Consider the following 16,898-nt stretch of genomic DNA (forward strand, 5'->3'; position numbering starts at 1 on the left):
TCAGGTTATGCTGACAAATTTGTCCAAAAATTCGGATTAAATTTGCAATCTACCATACATCGTTTTATTTTGCTTACCGTAGGCGACGGCCGCTTCTGAACTCGTTAGCACGATTTTACGTAGACTTGATGCCCGAAATGCCGCTGCAAAAACATTGTCAACACCTTTCATTGCCGTTCCAGTCCGATCATGCTCTGTCGCCACCGCCTGTGGTGAAGCAACATGGAAAAACGCAGTTACATCTTTAAAAGCATCATCCCAACCTGCGTCACTGTTTAAATCAGTTTGCACCAATTCAACACCTGGTAGTATTTTTTTAATATACGGCAACCGCTTCTCAGAACGATAAGTGCCACGGACACGATATCCTTCTTCAAGTAATTTCTTTGCCACCCACGTTGCCATGTATCCGGTGATGCCGCTGATCAGTGCAATTTCGTTTTCGTGTTTCATGGTGTATTTTCTCCTTTTAAGTGAACAATCGTTTATTTAATATTTAAAATAAAAGGACGTTTCCGTCCTCGATGAATTCTATAATAAACGATCATTCATTTTTGTCAACAACTTTAGGCTTTAATTGCATTCCAGCACATTTCAATTGCAGTGCTAACCTCTGCATCAGCCAGCTGCTGTTCACGTCGATACGCATCAGTGACTAAGAAACGCAACGGTTGAAAGGTAAAGCCAACAACTAAGGCTGGACTAATATCCCTGATGATATCTTCCTTGAGCGCTCGTTGATATAAAACGCCGAGTTGTTTGGACTGCTGAAGACCGGCTGCAAAAGCGTCTTCACTCACTAATGACGGATTATCATTCACGCTTTGCATCACAAACGCCTCTCGCGGATGTCGCAAACTAGCATGCACAAAATTGGTCAGAATCGTGACCAACTGTACTTTTACGCTGCTAGTTGTATCTACATGTGCAAATAACTCGCCATCAAACAATTCTTTGATGCCAAGGTACACGTGACTTAGCATGGCCTCTTTATCAGCATAGTAGATATAGATAGTTGCCTGTGACACACCAGCGCGCTTAGCGATCTTTGAAATGCTGACGTTTTGGGCGCCTTCAGCCATAAACAAATCAATTACAGCCTCATCAATTGCCTTTATTTTATTTTCATCTTTATGTCTCATGCACCTATCCTAAGTGGTCACTTAGTTAAAGTCAACTGAAATTACGACTCCTCTTTAGTCGTAATTTCGTGTAAACGACGGCGTGCCGATAGCCAAAACAGCAGTGCTTCTAACGCATCATACTGAATGATCGTCATCGGTGACATAGCGCCCAGGTCCTCACCGTCTAGTTTTGATTGTTTAAATGCATCGTTATGCGCCTCATGGTTGAACATATCAACAAAACGATTATAGCCAGCCTGGGGATATCGGGCGTTCAAAATGGACTGTAAGGCAGTTTTTAATTCATCTAGTGTAAAAATTCCCTTTAACAAGCCAACAATAATTGCACCTGCCAAATGGATTTGGTGATAGCTTTTTTTATCAGGTGCAACGATGACTTCAGCTTTGAAGTAATTATGCATCATTGTTTTAGTAATCTTGTCACCTGTAATTGGTGCAAGATACCCATTTGTCAGTTCTAACAACTGATCAAGGTGTAAATCAATGCTCGGTAGTTCTTCCCAACGTGGTAGTACCATCTCTTTTTCAGCCATTGTTTTTCCTCCCAAACTATCCTGCTTGAACAGCAATACCTACGACACCAGGGCCTGTATGCACGCCTATTGCTGGTGAAATATCACCAATTTCAATTTGTAGGCCAGGAAAGTTCCCTTTCAAGCCCATAACAATTTGTTTCATCAAGTCCGGATTTGCACTATGCCCAACGGCTACGCGTGCATGCGCATGTCCTGCAACATCACGGCTAGCCAGTGCAATCATCTTCTCAATGGCTTTTTTCTCCGTGCGTGCCTTTGCCACCGTTGTGTATACGCCATCAGAATCACAAGTGATCACAGGCTTAATATTTAATGCTGCGCCCACAAAACCCGTCACCTTACCAATTCGACCACCGGCACGAAGATACTTCAGCGTTGGAATATAAAAGTAAACAGAGCTTTGGCTAACCGCCGCCATCAACTTTGTCACAACGTTAATAAACGTCTGGCCACTGTCGATTAACGATTCCGCATATTGTGCAAACAAGCCACTGCCAACACCAATATTCTTCGTGTTGATGACTGACATAATGACATCACTTTGCATGTCGGCTACCTGTTGAAACACACCGTTCGTCACAGACAGTGCTGCTGAAATCGTGATTCCAACAATATGTGTAAAGCCGTGCTGCTTCAATAGATCAACCTTTTCAATGACATCCCCTAAACTCGGGCTAGCCGTTTTAGGCAATTGCTTAGCCGTCGCCTGTCGTTGGTAAAAAGTTGCTGGATCGATCGTTTCACGGTCAACAAGCGTCTCGCCATCAATCACAATTTGCAAAGGCACCACAGCAATATTATCATGCTCGGCAAAGACACTGCCTGGTACATCTGACGCTGAATCTACAAGTAACGCAATTTTTTCTGACATGGTTTTCTCCGCTCATCGTTTCAATTACTGGTTAATTTTAAAAGTCATTAAAAAATATAGTTTTCAATACTATATCTCTCTTGGGCATTGTAAGCCCGTGGCTTGTCCACATGCAACAGTTATTGAAAAATAAAACACCCACTTAATCACATTGATTAACTAATCTTCAGTTCATCACTACCATGCACAACACAAAAAAAGCCCGCAGCACAATGGCTGCAGGCTTTCATACAACAGATTTGATTATTGTTCTTCGTACCAGCTGTAGTGGAAGTTTCCAGGACGGTCAGTCCGTTCGTACGTGTGAGCACCGAAGTAGTCACGTTGTGCTTGCAGCAAGTTAGCTGGGAGCACTTCTGCACGGAAGCTATCGTAGTAAGTGATGGCAGCTGAGAAGCTAGGCACTGGAACACCCGCCTTAACAGCCATTGCAACAACATCACGAACTGATTCTTGGTACTTAGCGGCAATGTCCTTGAAGTAGTCATCGAACAATAAGTTCGTCAACTTAGGATCTTTGTCGTAGGCATCCGTAATGTTCTGAAGGAAGCCTGCACGAATGATACAACCCGCGCGCCAAATTTGTGCCAATTGGCCAAATTGTAAGTCCCAGTCATAAGTTTCAGAAGCAACACGCAATTGTTCAAATCCTTGTGCATAACTCATCAACTTACTGAAGAACAGCGCTTGGCGAATCTTTTCGATGAATTCTTGCTTGTCACCAATTTCAGCCTTACCTTGTTGTGCTGCTGCAGGCAATGCCTTAGAAGCCTTAACACGTTCGTCCTTCATCATTGAGATGTAACGTGCGTAAACTGATTCAGTAATAACTGATTGTGGTACTTGGATGTTCAATGCATCTTCCGAACTCCACTTACCAGTACCCTTGTTGTTACCACGGTCCAAGATCATGTCAACGATTGGTTTGCTCTTGTCGTCACCCAAGTCGTCTTTACGGCTCAAAATATCAGCTGTAATTTCGATTAAGTAACTGTCCAATTCGCCTTCGTTCCATTCCTTGAAGATATCAGCCATTTCATCAACTGAAATGCCAGCAACGTTACGCATGATGTTGTAACTTTCGTCGATCAGTTCTTCATCACCGTATTCAATTCCGTTATGAACCATCTTTACATAGTGTCCAGCACCATTTGGTCCAATGTAGGCAACACATGATTTGCCATCTTGAGGTGCCTTAGCAGCAATCTGTTCAAGGATTGGGGCAACCAAGTCATACGCTTCTTTTTGACCACCAGGCATCAAAGAAGGTCCTTGTAAGGCACCTAATTCACCACCGGAAACACCCATTCCGATAAAGTTAATCCCAGATTTGTCCAATTCAGCGTTACGAGCCATCGTGTCGTGGAAGTTTGTGTTCCCACCATCGATCAACACATCACCCTTATCCAACAATGGTAATAATTCTTGGATAACAGCATCCGTTGGGCCACCAGCCTTAACCATCAAAAGAATCCGCCGAGGCGTTTCCAATGAGTTAACGAAGTCAGCAACCGTGTAACTTGGAATCAATTTCTTTGCGCTGTGGTCTTTCATCATGTCATCGGTACGTTCACGTGAACGGTTGTATACTCCGACCGTGAAACCGCGACTTTCAATGTTCAGGGCTAAGTTCTTACCCATAACTGCTAAACCAACAACACCAATCTGTGCTTTTTGATCTGCCATGATAAACCTTCCTTGTCCGATTTTATTGTGAAAATCATTATCATCGTGGGGTAATCCCCGCTACAACAGCAATGTTCCACAATTGTGAAAAGAAACACTATTACAGGTTCAATGTTAGATGAACTGGTGTTAGTTTTCAACTGCTAGGGGTTGGATTTGTGAAATAAATTTACGTTGAAAATGATAAATCTCGGTAACGTTCCACCCCTCCCTGCGCAAAACAATTGCCGCCGTTCACAACATCAGTTAGACTTGACCTTATTTCGTAAAAGTTAAAGGGAGATTCTCATGGACGACGTTGTTATTGTCAGTGCAGTGCGCACCCCCATTGGTAAATTAGGCGGCCAGTTAGCCAGTTTCTCAGCAGTTGAACTTGGCACAATGGTTGCCACGGCTGCCATTAAACAAGCAGGATTAGAAGCTTCTGCCATCGATCAAACAATTTTTGGTAATGTGCTACAGGCTGGTTCTGGTCAAAATGTTGCCCGCCAAATCAGCATTCATGCAGGCGTGCCCGAAGCAAGCCCTGCCATGACCATTAATGAAGTATGTGGTTCAGGTTTAAAATCAATTCGTTTAGGCCAAGCGGCCATCCTTATGGGTGACGCCGATATTGTCTTAGTCGGTGGTACTGAGAGTATGAGCAACGCACCGTACTTAGCAAGTGGCATGCGCTTTGGGACTAAATTTGGTGACAGTACCTTCGTTGATAGCATGGAACATGATGGTTTAACTGATACGTTTTCTGGTGAACCAATGGGCGTCACCGCCGAGAACGTTGCAAAGCAATGGCATGTCAGTCGCGAAGCGCAAGATGCGTTTGCGCTGACCTCACATCAAAAAGCGACTGCTGCAACCAATGCTGGTGTTTTTAAAGATGAAATCGTGCCTGTGACTGTCACCAACAAAAAGGGCACGACAATCATTACACAAGATGAAACGATCCGGCCCGATACTAGTCTGGAACAACTCAGTCACCTACGACCAAGTTTCAAAAATGATGGTACCGTTACGGCCGGAAACTCAGCACCGCTGAATGATGGTGCATCTGCGTTAGTCCTGATGCGCCGTACAAAAGCGGATGAACTCGGACTGACACCTTTGGCAACCATTAGCGCGTATGCCGAAGTCGGTATTGATCCACAGATTATGGGCTATTCACCCGTCAAGGCAATCAACCAGCTGATTGCTAAAACACAGCAGACAATCACTGATATCAACCGTTTCGAATTAAACGAAGCCTTTGCTGCCCCTAGTATTATTGTTGCCAACGAACTACTGGTGCCTGAAGACCGTTTAAATCCAACCGGTGGTTCTCTGGCAATTGGTCATCCCATTGGCGCATCCGGCGCCCGAATCGTCACAACATTAGTGCATGGATTACAGCGTGACAATCTTCAGAATGGCATTGCATCCATGTGTATCGGCGGTGGCTTGGGTATTGCGATGGAATTAACTCGTGACTAACAACCAGTTTTTTGGTTAAGTTTTACCAAAAACTGATTTATCCATTGCTTCACAGTAATTTAGCGGCTAAAATATTTGTCAGTCACTACGATTCATTTGCTATTTTAGAAATTGCATTAAAGGTTTCTTTAAGCAACTTCTTCTATCATTAGCTAAACTGACAAATAAAGTATCTCCATGGAGGCTATTAAGGACAGTGAGTAATTTACAAGCTTCACTAGACCAGACGATCAACTTGCACGATGCCCAACTAAATGACTACACGGTCAATGCCTTAGCCATGGGTAATCGTTACGTTCAATTTGATTTCAAAAGTACTGGTTTTAACGGTAGTGTCGTTGGCACACGTCGCAAAGACGATCTTTACAGCGTCATGCTAAACGATCAAGAACGCCTAGTAGAACTAATTTAGCGCATAACTAAAGCGGCACCAACGCATTGAAAATTCAATGCGTTGGTGCCGCTTTTAGATTTCTCTTTTACTGAGCCGTGTAACCACCGTCAACGACGAATTCTGCACCTGTTGCAAACTTGGCTTCATCAGAAGCTAAGTAAACACACATGTAGGCAATGTCGTCAGGTTCACCAATATGTCCCATTGGTGTCTTGGTCCGCTGTGACATAGCAGCTTCTGCGCCTTCCAAGTCATCAACTAATGGTGTCTTGATATAACCTGGATGAACCGTATTGACCCGAACGTCGTAATCGTTCAACGCACAATCCAAAGCAGCAGACTTCGACATGATCCGTACACCACCTTTAGATGCGTTGTACGCACCGAGGTTAGGGTCACCAATGAATCCTTCGATTGATGACATGTTGATGATGGAAGCACCTAAATGCTTGTTCTTCATCCGTTGAATCCCAAGCCGTGTGCCAAAGAAAACACCGTCCAAGTTAACAGACATCAATGTCCGCCATTCCTCAGTCGTCGTGTTTTCAATACTCTTGCTAACGGCGATTCCGGCGTTATTAACAAGGGTCGATACTGGTCCGAAGGCTGCTTCAGTTTGGTCAAAGAGGTCAATCCAACCTTGTTCATCTGCAGCATCGTGTTTTACGAAACGAATTTGATCCGTTGTACCAATTTCTCGTGCAGCCTTTTCACCAACATCTTCATGCCGTCCGGTGATGACTACTTTTGCGCCTTCATCAACAAAGCGTTTGGCAATTCCATAACCAATTCCTAAACTACCACCTGTGACAATAGCAACCTTTCCAGCTAAACGAGTACCCATGTTAATACCTCCACGATTTGTTTTAGTCTTACATAGTGAATCGTATCACAAAAGCCCTATTTTCTCACTTGATATGTCTTACGCAGTTGGCGTTCGTTTGAGAAACGCTAAAGCAATACCAACAATCAGCCCCACGAGCATAAACGGAATAAAGTCGAGGCCTACGTTAAACCACGGAACTGTCTCCAGTGCAAAGGCATTAATTGCTTTAAATGGTGCCCATTGTGCAAATACGGGTGGCAGTGCATGGATGAAATCTAAAGTCGCAGGAATCGCCGTCGCAATAATTGTGACCCGATAAATGATCTGTCGCTGCTTAATCCACGGATCAAAAATCCCCAGGATAATCAGTGCAATTGCCAACGGGTACAGGAACATTAGAATTGGTGTCGAAAATGTAATGATTTGGTCCAATCCTAAATTTGCGATCAAAAAAGCGCCTGCCGTGGTTGCCAATAGAATTCTGGTAAACCCAAGCTTTGGAAACCGCCGACTTAAGTCCTGGGCAAGCGATGTGATTAGCCCAATCGCTGTTGTTAAACAAGCGAGCAACGTTAACGCCGCTAACAGTGCTGTGCCAATAATCCCGGTATAGTGACTCATGATCTGATTAAATGCAGACCCACCATTATCGCTCAACTTAGCGAAGTTTAAACTAATGGCGCCTAACATAATCAGTAACGTGTAGACAATTGCCTCCAGTGATAACGACAACAAACCAATTTTAGCGATGGCTTTAGATTGCTCACCACGATCATGAAGTTTAAAGAATTTCAATGCGCTCGTGATCGTAACCCCGAAGGTCAGTCCTGCCAACGCATCCATCGTATTGTAGCCCTGTAAAAAGCCGTTGATTAAATTGGCTGGAGCTGCATGACCAAAACTCCAATGAACTGCACTGATGTCGCCTTTGATTAACAAGGCCCATGCAAAAATAAAAGTCAGCAATACTAAAAACAACGGATTTAATAGACGCCCTACATAAAAAGTAATCTTTTGCTGATTACGCGATAGCAAGAACGTGGTTAAGAAAAACAAAAACGAAAAAATCAATAAACTGATATGCTCAGTTCCTTTAGGAATAAAAGGAATCACACCAATTTCAAAGGTAACAGTTGCCGTCCGGGGTGAGGCAATTAACAGACCCAAACTTGCATGCGTCGCAATCAAGAAAAATGATGCAAATCCTTGGCCAACTGGTCGGGCAAGATCATACATACTTGCACTGTTCGTTTGGCTGATTGCCAGAATCGATAGTAACGGTAATAAAATAGCGGATAGTAAAAATCCGATTGTCGCTGGTCCCCAATTAGCTCCCGCCAGCTGCCCTAGGTGAATGGGAAAAATCAGGTTACCAGCACCAAAAAATAGGCCAAACAATAATGATCCTAAAACAATGTACTCGCGACGGTTCAACGTTTGTCGTTCCATGTCGTCATCTCCTTAAATAAGCACAAAAAAAGCGTCCTCAGTTAATTCACTAAGGACGCTTTTCGCGCGGTACCACCTTGATTCATCAGCATGTCGCCACACCGATCTCGTTAAGTACGATTGCTCATACTCCGGCTGTCATAATGGTTGCCGCACACCAATCACCACTCGCTTATTCGTGATGATGACTCCCAGATTACTTTCGCAGCGCAACGTTTGATATCTTTTCACTTACCGATACTCCCTTGGCAAACGTTAGCAAAGCTACTCTTCTGTTCTCAGTCATTGTCTGTTTAATTTAGAAGTAATTATACGGACTGAAAATTAAAAGTCAATGGCAATTTTTATTGGATATTCATTTTATCTCAATTGCTTTTCCAGCGGATAACGAATAAATCAACTTATGCTCGACGGGTAACCCCGTCATACTCGTTAAAGCCGCTGCGTAGAGGTTCAACTGTCCTTTGTACCGATTCGCCAACTTTTCTAGCCCAGCTGACATGTCGGTAGCATTGAGGTGATCTGTTTTGTAATCGAAAACAGTTAACGCACCATTATCAACAAAATAGCCATCAATAATCCCGTGCACTAAAATCTGTTCGGCAGTCGCCAAGTCTGTAGGCCGGTTAATTCCTTGATACAACTGGTAAGCCGGCATCAACAGTGAAAAGGCTGCTTCACGATGGAGCCCTTCACGATGCGTGACAACATTTTGTCCAAGTTCACTGTCATAAAATGCCAGCACTTGATCGACGTTGATTTTCAACGCGACTGCATCGGTTAACACGTGATCGTTGACTAATTGGTTAATCAACATTTGAATACTTTCGGCAGTTGGCACGCCTGTACTCAAATCGATTTCTTGTAGCACTAAATGCGTGGCAGTTCCAATTTCAGCTGCCGTCGGTGCACTTACTGTCTGCATGAATTGTGGCACCCGTAACTCGGTCACACCGATACGTGACTGTGCTTTAGACGTTTCATCTAGCGAAAGCGTTCCTAATTGATTTTGATCTGGTTCCTCAAACATCCGTTTCAACTCAGACACAGATTGATAAGCCGTCGTTTGCGTTGCCGCCTTATTTGCGTAACTAAAGGATAAGATTTGTTCCAGTTCATCCACATTTAAGTCGCCAAACTGTGCCGCTTTGGCAGCCTGTTGCAGTTCATCCACGTATGCTGTGGCTGTTTCATCGACAACGGTCAACATCCCCGCCGACTGTAGTTCCTCTTTAGAAACCAACGTCAATTCGAAACTATCTAATCGTTCTGCAGCTGCTTTCTTATCCACCGGTAATGGTGTTACCAAGTCTGTGACACCAAGCTGTTCAGCAACTTTGGGCGTCCTTAGCAATGCCATTCCGATCCAGTCCATAAAGTTCTTAGATTCCGCCCGTAACGTCGTCGATAACGTCAATGAACCGTTATTGGCTGCTTTATCCCAATGCTTTAATAAATCAGCTTCGTCTTTATATGTCCCCACAATAAACAACCGTTGCTGTGCCCGGGTCAAAGCGACATACAACACACGCATTTCTTCAGCTAACAGTTTTCGACTTGATTGACTCGCGACCAACTTCTTTTGTAACGTATCAACTTTCAAGTGACGTTCTTCATCATACCAAGTAATCCCGATACCAAAGTGGTCATCCACAACCACGGCGCTGCGTTGATCCGCCATGTTAAAGCCATGTGACGCATCCATCACGAATACAACTGGAAATTCGAGTCCCTTACTACCATGAATCGTCATTACAGAAACGGCATCTGCATTCGTTGCGGTCGTCACTTCAGCTAAATCCTTATCTCGTTTCTGCATTTCAGTAATGAAACGGACAAACTGAAAGACGCCTTTAAAACTACTATTTTCATAATCGGCCGCCCGGGCATAAAGCGCATGTAAATTGCTAGCACGTTGCTGACCACCAGGCATTCCGGCCACATAATCTAAGAAGCCCGTTTCTTGATAAATCGTCCAAATTAACGTGACTAATTGGTTTTGGCGCGCAATGTTCTTAAACTGCCACAACTGCTGTAGAAATTGTTGGATTTTAACATGAATTTCCTGTCCAAAGGCACCGATTTGCGCATCATTACTGGCAATACGCTCTTCAAAATCTAACAATGCCTGAAAATAATCGCTTGTTTTATTTTGAATTCGCAAATATGCCAATTCATTTTCAGTTAAACCAACAATTGGCGATCGTAGCACAGCTACCAGCGGAATATCCTGATACGGATTATCAATAATTCGTAGGAGCGCCATCATAATCTGGATTTCAGTCGTTTGGAAATAATTAGCAGTATCGCGGACTTCCAGTGGTACTCCTAACTTTGCAAATTGTTCTTGTAGTAACAGATTATTATTGCGGGTTGGCACTAACAACGCAATATCGGCATAGGTTATATCCCGGTACTCACCAGCGCGGCGATTAAAGATCTGCTCACGGTTGGCCACCATCTCTTTGATTTTAGCAGCAACCATTACAATTTGACCTTCGGCACGATCATTAATGGCTAAGGCATCGTCGACATCTTCAAGTTCTGTGTCATTACTGGTTGTGTCATCCATGCCACTTTGATAAATCATTACTTGCGTCTTTGGAATGTCATCGTTGGGGTAATCTTTAGGACCATACTGTAATTCAGCATCCCCGGCGTAGTTCATTTCCCCTAAACGTTCATCCATCAACTGAGAAAACACAAGGTTCGTAAACGCATCGACATTTTTCATCGACCGAAAGTTATCGGCTAAAATAATTCGCTCGTCGTCGATACCGGTACCAGCTGCATCATTACTAAATGTATTGTATTTATGCAGAAACAACGTCGGGTCAGCTAGCCGGAACCGATAAATCGACTGTTTCATGTCCCCAACCATGAACATATTGCCAGCTTGAGGCGCTTTATGTGCCACCGCTTGCAAAATCTGTTCTTGAAGCTCGTTAATATCCTGATATTCATCGACTAAGACTTCATGATATTTAGCTGCCACTTCAACTTGAACACTCTCATCACGTAAAATCGTTAACGCAAAATGTTCTAAGTCCCCAAAGTCCACCAGATGCCGTTGACGTTTTGCCGATGCAAAGGCATCCATAAACTGCTGAACCACGTCGGCCAATTGGCTGACCAGCATTTGTGCATGTGCGTTAACGGTTAGTACATCATCCTCACTCAAACTGAGATAACGATCAACCAGACCATCTAAGCGTTTTTTTAGTATTGCACGTACATTTTTAAGCTGATCATGGATGCGTTGATCATCAGATTCCAATTTCCGTAAACTTGGGGAACGCCCCAAATCGACATCTGCAATGGCTGTCCGCAGCGTGTTCCAATCACATGTTGTTAACTGGTTTACTAAATCCGCAAAAACAGCTTGTAGCGGTGCTAATAGTTTTGTCCACTTAGTTAAATAGCCATCGTCACTGAATCCTTCTGCCAATGCTTGGGCTGTTTGTACGTCTACCAAACATTGGCGCAGGGTATCTTCAATATCAGGACGGACGTTTTGCTGCACTAGATCGCTATGCCATAAATCACCATCGGGCAACTGATACACGTCTGCCAAGCTAGCCAACCAAGCAGTTGGATTCGCCTTTGCAGTTGCAAAGGTTGCTAGTCGAAAGACAAGGTCCTGTAATCCTTGGTCATCTCGATCATTGGAAAAGTTCCGTGTCAGTGTTGCAAACTGGTCATCCGTATCATCTGCATACAACCGTTCACGCAAGTCCCCCCACACCGTTTCCTTCAACAGTTGCGCCTCTGTTGGGTCGGCTAACTGCCGAAAGACAGGATCTAGGTGAATCACATAGTAATATTTCTGAACTAAGCGTAAACAAAACGCATCTAACGTGCTTATATCCGCACTACCCAATAAATTTAGTTGACGTAGTAGATCTCGGCGTATGTGACCTGTCGCTTCATCATCACCCGCTAGTGCATTAATACGTTGACGAAGCGTCGTCTGTACACGATCACGCATTTCTTTGGCAGCAGCATTGGTAAAGGTTACAACCAGCAAATTCGTGACATCTGTTTCGTTTTCTTCATTTAGCACTAAATCAATCACACGTTCAACTAAGACCCGGGTCTTCCCCGATCCAGCTGAAGCAGAAACTAAAACATTATGCCCACCATGATGAATGGCAGCATCTTGAGCCGGTGTAAACGTTAAGCTATTATTCGCCATGGTCAGCCTCCTGTTCCTCTGAATGACTAATCCGTTCTAACACTTCAGCCGGATTCATTTTATCTAAAACATGGTACCGGTTCTCCGGCAGCATCGCATCAAACCGCATAATGGCCGTGTATGGGGAATACTGTAAGCCCGTTCGTTTACGCGCATCCTGGAAGGGGTTTAATTTATTTTCTCCCGCAAAGATCTGCGTGCCAGCCTGCTTGATCAGCGTTTCTTCATAGGTCAGTAGCGCCAACAGTTGCGCTGGTGTCACCACATTCTTGGCCATTGCTGACAGCGTTAAATCTTTCTTCAACGAAAATGGGTAAATCTTTGAAGTCCCACCATCACTAACCGTTCGATCCAGATTCAGTAACAATTCCGGTTCACCAACCAACACACCCTGGTACTTGTGGGCTGATAATAACGCGTCATCCAGCATCGCTGAGTCAGCCAGGGCCAATAATTTTCCTTTGCCCAACTGATTGATTGAAACACCGGCACTTTGAATATGCATATAAAGTGCACCGGCCAGCTCATTTAGCTTCTGTGGACTGACACTATCCGCATCCTGGCGTAATGCATCAAGGTACGTCAGCATTTGCATGGATAAGCCATAATAAGCCTGTTCAAAGTCAAAGGTGCGGCGACCAGACTTATAATCGATCACGCTTAAATATTCATGACCGTCAATTTGCATCCCGTCAATTCGATCAATCTTTCCACGTACGTTGATTTTCTTATTTCCCGGCAAATCAAATGACAGACCAGGTAACCCTTGATCCGCCCCAACGTGGCCAAATAATACTTCTGTTGCTAATGTTCGCATTGGCGACGTCTGTTGTTGCTGCCCAATAATAACCACCATCCGTTTAATCGTAGCCATCAGCTGTTGACGAACATAACCCATGCGTGCAGAACTACTCAAAATAACAAACTGCGGTTGCGCGTTAATCGTTGGCATCACATCCGTAATTAACTGGTTAATCTCCGAATCACTCAATTTACTTAGATCCAATCGACGACTAATAACGATTTTCATTAACTGATCTAATGCCATGTGGAAGTACTCACCGGTGCTCGCCGCAGACAGCTCAAATTCATCTCGTTCTGCTAGTCGAAGTCCAAATTTCAAGAAATATTCATATTGATTTCGATAAAATGTTTCCAGTTGGGAAATTGAGGTGTTCAGCTGGTCGCCATATAGGCCTTTCACAATATCTAAACGCAGCGGTTCCGGAACATTGCGGTAGTCAATTCCCGCCAATAGATGATTCGTTAATTCCTTGACCGGCGACTGCTCTAACCAACGATAGATAAACAACCAAGGTTTCGGTAATGGCACCCGCTGTGCCTTTGCTTGATAACTAACCTTGACTAGGTTCGTTAATGTATACTGAGGCGACCCCACAAATGGCCGTAACGCCGCTGCTTGTCCCGTTGCAACCGCTGGATCAGTCGCATACTCGATAATAGGTAGATGAAAGTGGTTCACGATGCTTGTGACATAGCGAGACGGTTGCAGCCCGGCCTCATCACTACCGCCTTGTGGATAAGATAAAATCAGTCGCTGACAACCAGTTAAAAAGCCCATGTAATTGATGTATGGATCAAATGTCATCCGGACACCGGCATTTAATGTCAGAAATTGATCATCATTGAAGCGCGTCTTCATTTGATCACGATCCGCATCTGTCAGAATTGAACTTTCGGCAACTTGATCAGGCATCACGTCATCAGTCGCACCAATCAAAAAGATCACCTGATAGTCATTCAATTGCACAATTCCCGTTTCCGATACGGTTACTTGATCCAATGTCGCCGGAATCTGTGTATATTTGGCACCATCAAAACCATTTAGTAATAATGCAGAAAATTCTGCCACATCAAAATTAGGCGTCTCACCCAGTAAACTAACATATTCATCAAGAATCCCGGTAAACGTATTCCAAGCTTGTTCATTACGAGCGGCACGCGCAAGATCACCATTCTCCGTCGCTTCATTGCGCCAATCATCTAACCGACTAATAACCTGATTGTCTGCTAAAAACTGATACAACACCGTTGCAGCTTCTGTTCCGGTACTGGCAGCGTCTAACGCCTTGAAAAACGGCGGCAACACATTCGCAATAAAATGATGAATAACGTTAATTTGCTGTTGCACAGCCAAATCCGCCTCTGTCAACAACTCATCATCCACCTGTTGCAGACGCCAATAGGTCCAATCACGATCTTCAACCCATCGACTACCTTCAATTCCCGTTTTTAAAACCCAGTTTTCCGTCAATGCTAAAGCACGGCGAAAGGCGACAATCGGCATCGACTGTCCATCAATCATAGGTACTAACAATTCTGTCTTTAGTAGCCGCATCACATCCTGATAACGATAGTAATGTGCTTTCACATCAAATAAAGCACCCATAAGTTCTACTAACGGATGTTTATCCATCGGCTTATCTGAATCGTCAAAATAAGGAATATTCATTTGATCAAACAGTGGTCCAACCATGTTTTCGTACGGCGCCAGGTGCCGTGCCAACACTAAAAAGTCCCGATAGTGATACCGCTCAGGTTGCTGGGTCACCATGGTTCGTATTTGCCGAGCCACTTGATTCAATTCATCTAACCGGGTTGGTGCAGTAAATACCTGAAGGTCCTCTTGAACACCCAAGGGTGCATCAGGAACGCGTTTTGCAGGAACACTGGCAACCCAAAAATCATCTAATGCGGACAACGCGTCACTAACGCGCGTTGTCTTCGCAAAAACATCTTGGTTGATTGCAACTTGATTTTCTTTCGCCAGGTAACGTAACTTCAAGTACGTCATGGCCGGTTCGTAAAACAAGTCACCGACTTCTGGTGTTTGTTGTGGCGCTTGCGCTAACGTCAACGATATCGTTACTGAAGCCGCGGTCGTTAACATTGTCGTGAGCAAATTTTGTTCCTGTGCAGAAAATTCGGCGAACCCTTCTACATAAATGTGTGCATGCCGTAGATTATTATTTTCCTGAAAGTAATTACTTAACTGATTAACTAAATCCGCATTATCAATGTATTGATCAGTTAATGACTCCGTATATGCCTGGTAGACGATGGCCAAATCGTGTAGTTTGGCTGCTAAGTCTGCTCGCTGTCCTACTGGTAGTTGTCCGGCAATCTGCTGTAAATCAGCCGCGGTAACTTGCCCGACTTTTAGCTCGGCAAATTGTCGAACCAGCTGATTGATAAACCCCGTTTGGTTTAATTCACCAGCAAACACTGTCAATTCGCTCTGATGCTCAGCAATAATATGGTATATCAACATGCTCAGTCCAGCGTTTGATAGACGTGGTAACTGATACGTTGGTGTATTCTTCATGAAATACCATGCTAGTCGCGTAAAAGAAAACACCTGCACTTGCCCGTCAGCAAATAAGGGCCGCGCTTGCTGGCCGCTAATCTGTTTCAAGGCATTTAGGATGCCCACTTCAGCATTAAACTTGATGTGATTTGGTACGAGCACAAAATACTGATCATCTGGGTGCTCTAACATTGAAGCCTGCATCTGTTCAATCAAGGCTTGACGATGATCAAACTTAGCCTGACCCAAAATAAAATTAAGTGTCACAGTGAGACTCCTTTCAATCTTAGCCGTTGTTAATATCCTTATTTTACCCGAAACAGCGCCGAAGGACATAGCAAAACAAAACATTTGTTCGTGATTTTTCGGAGCTTGTGGTAGCGTTTTCAAAATGATTTTGCTATACTACAAATTGAGGAAGGAAGTTGGCCTTTATAATCAGACGATGCAGGTTTTTAAATGCATCACGCACATGCTCACACAGCACTAACGGTATGTCTCAATCAGCATCGCCCGGGCACGAACGGCCCTTTACAGCAGATTGCTAAGCCAGATGGCCGAGTGTGTAACATGACGCGAAAAAGTGTTGGCCTTAGAAAGATTCCTTCCTAAGAACCAGTGTGTCAGCTGGATGAAATTGTTCATCAGCTGATGATAGGCAGGCGGCAACCTAGAATCCGCCACCAAGTTTTGCGGTGCTACAAGCCGCACAGTTAAATAGCTGGGTGACCGGCATGTTGTTATGCGAGCACCGTTTCTTAAACGACAGCGTTGTGAAACCTGTGCGATGACCATAACAACAATGACCTGCGACATTACCTTTGTCGCAGGTCATTTATTTTGGGTACATAACGTGATGTGGGTGGGTCTTTGTCACGAGGGAGTGTCTCCGTCAAAACAAGATAACAGTGAGCTCACTACGTTCGCAGGCGGAAAACTAGCGAGCCTTACCGTTGCGGGCTTTGCGAATTCTTCGCAGCCCTTCACTCCCGGCAGGCTAG

11 protein-coding genes are annotated in these 16,898 nt (G+C 44.2%); 2 read left to right on the forward strand and 9 right to left on the reverse strand.

Features of this window, described 5'->3' with window-relative positions:
* Positions 1 to 36: 36 nt before the first annotated feature.
* The 5 genes from IV55_RS09145 to gndA all read right to left on the reverse strand — a co-directional run bounded on the left by IV55_RS09145 (position 37) and on the right by gndA (position 4,238).
* Positions 37 to 453: an NAD-dependent epimerase/dehydratase family protein gene (locus tag IV55_RS09145; protein ID WP_057811499.1), complete on the reverse strand. Its 417-nt coding sequence runs from the start codon at positions 451 to 453 to the stop codon at positions 37 to 39.
* Between the two features lie 113 nt (positions 454 to 566).
* Positions 567 to 1,142 carry a TetR/AcrR family transcriptional regulator gene (locus IV55_RS09150; RefSeq protein WP_057811501.1) on the reverse strand — a complete coding sequence of 192 codons (576 nt, stop codon included), beginning with the start codon at positions 1,140 to 1,142 and terminating at the stop codon, positions 567 to 569.
* 41 nt (positions 1,143 to 1,183) lie between these two features.
* Positions 1,184 to 1,678, reverse strand: coding sequence for a DUF1836 domain-containing protein (locus IV55_RS09155; RefSeq protein WP_057811502.1), 495 nt, complete (start codon positions 1,676 to 1,678; stop codon positions 1,184 to 1,186).
* Between the two features lie 16 nt (positions 1,679 to 1,694).
* A complete protein-coding gene (locus IV55_RS09160; RefSeq protein ID WP_057811505.1) occupies positions 1,695 to 2,552 on the reverse strand; it encodes a DegV family protein in 858 nt (285 codons plus the stop codon).
* Between the two features lie 243 nt (positions 2,553 to 2,795).
* Positions 2,796 to 4,238, reverse strand: a complete 1,443-nt coding sequence (gndA, locus tag IV55_RS09165; protein ID WP_057811507.1) for an NADP-dependent phosphogluconate dehydrogenase — start codon at positions 4,236 to 4,238, stop codon at positions 2,796 to 2,798.
* Between the two features lie 288 nt (positions 4,239 to 4,526).
* On the opposite strand from gndA, the gene IV55_RS09170 reads away from it, so the two are divergent.
* Together IV55_RS09170 and IV55_RS09175 are read left to right on the forward strand one after the other, a co-directional pair.
* A complete protein-coding gene (locus IV55_RS09170; protein ID WP_057811509.1) occupies positions 4,527 to 5,705 on the forward strand; it encodes an acetyl-CoA C-acetyltransferase in 1,179 nt (392 codons plus the stop codon).
* Positions 5,706 to 5,901: 196 nt separating this feature from the next.
* Positions 5,902 to 6,117, forward strand: coding sequence for a hypothetical protein (locus IV55_RS09175; RefSeq protein ID WP_057811511.1), 216 nt, complete (start codon positions 5,902 to 5,904; stop codon positions 6,115 to 6,117).
* 67 nt (positions 6,118 to 6,184) lie between these two features.
* Here the strand turns inward: IV55_RS09175 and IV55_RS09180 are convergent, their stop codons facing one another.
* The 4 genes from IV55_RS09180 to IV55_RS09195 all read right to left on the reverse strand — a co-directional run bounded on the left by IV55_RS09180 (position 6,185) and on the right by IV55_RS09195 (position 16,164).
* Positions 6,185 to 6,943, reverse strand: a complete 759-nt coding sequence (locus IV55_RS09180) for an NADP-dependent (R)-specific alcohol dehydrogenase (RefSeq protein WP_057811512.1) — start codon at positions 6,941 to 6,943, stop codon at positions 6,185 to 6,187.
* 78 nt (positions 6,944 to 7,021) lie between these two features.
* Positions 7,022 to 8,374 carry a branched-chain amino acid transport system II carrier protein gene (gene brnQ, locus IV55_RS09185; RefSeq protein WP_057811514.1) on the reverse strand — a complete coding sequence of 451 codons (1,353 nt, stop codon included), beginning with the start codon at positions 8,372 to 8,374 and terminating at the stop codon, positions 7,022 to 7,024.
* Positions 8,375 to 8,729: 355 nt separating this feature from the next.
* Positions 8,730 to 12,569 (reverse strand): helicase-exonuclease AddAB subunit AddA, encoded by a 3,840-nt coding sequence (addA, locus tag IV55_RS09190; RefSeq protein ID WP_057811516.1) that lies wholly within the window; start codon positions 12,567 to 12,569, stop codon positions 8,730 to 8,732.
* Positions 12,559 to 16,164, reverse strand: a complete 3,606-nt coding sequence (locus IV55_RS09195) for a PD-(D/E)XK nuclease family protein (RefSeq protein ID WP_057811517.1) — start codon at positions 16,162 to 16,164, stop codon at positions 12,559 to 12,561. Before IV55_RS09195 ends, addA begins: the two co-directional genes overlap by 11 nt.
* Between the last annotated feature and the right edge of the window lie 734 nt (positions 16,165 to 16,898).

This window comes from Furfurilactobacillus siliginis (genome assembly GCF_001437435.1).
Classification (GTDB): Bacteria; Bacillota; Bacilli; order Lactobacillales; family Lactobacillaceae; genus Furfurilactobacillus; species Furfurilactobacillus siliginis.

Coding starts and splice junctions, on each gene's coding strand:
- IV55_RS09145 (WP_057811499.1), bottom strand. CDS start 453: ATGAAACACGAAAACGAAATTGCACTGATCAGCGGCATCACCGGATAC.
- IV55_RS09160 (WP_057811505.1), bottom strand. CDS start 2,552: ATGTCAGAAAAAATTGCGTTACTTGTAGATTCAGCGTCAGATGTACCA.
- addA (WP_057811516.1), bottom strand. CDS start 12,569: ATGGCGAATAATAGCTTAACGTTTACACCGGCTCAAGATGCTGCCATT.
- brnQ (WP_057811514.1), bottom strand. CDS start 8,374: ATGGAACGACAAACGTTGAACCGTCGCGAGTACATTGTTTTAGGATCA.
- IV55_RS09180 (WP_057811512.1), bottom strand. CDS start 6,943: ATGGGTACTCGTTTAGCTGGAAAGGTTGCTATTGTCACAGGTGGTAGT.
- IV55_RS09155 (WP_057811502.1), bottom strand. CDS start 1,678: ATGGCTGAAAAAGAGATGGTACTACCACGTTGGGAAGAACTACCGAGC.
- IV55_RS09170 (WP_057811509.1), top strand. CDS start 4,527: ATGGACGACGTTGTTATTGTCAGTGCAGTGCGCACCCCCATTGGTAAA.
- IV55_RS09150 (WP_057811501.1), bottom strand. CDS start 1,142: ATGAGACATAAAGATGAAAATAAAATAAAGGCAATTGATGAGGCTGTA.
- gndA (WP_057811507.1), bottom strand. CDS start 4,238: ATGGCAGATCAAAAAGCACAGATTGGTGTTGTTGGTTTAGCAGTTATG.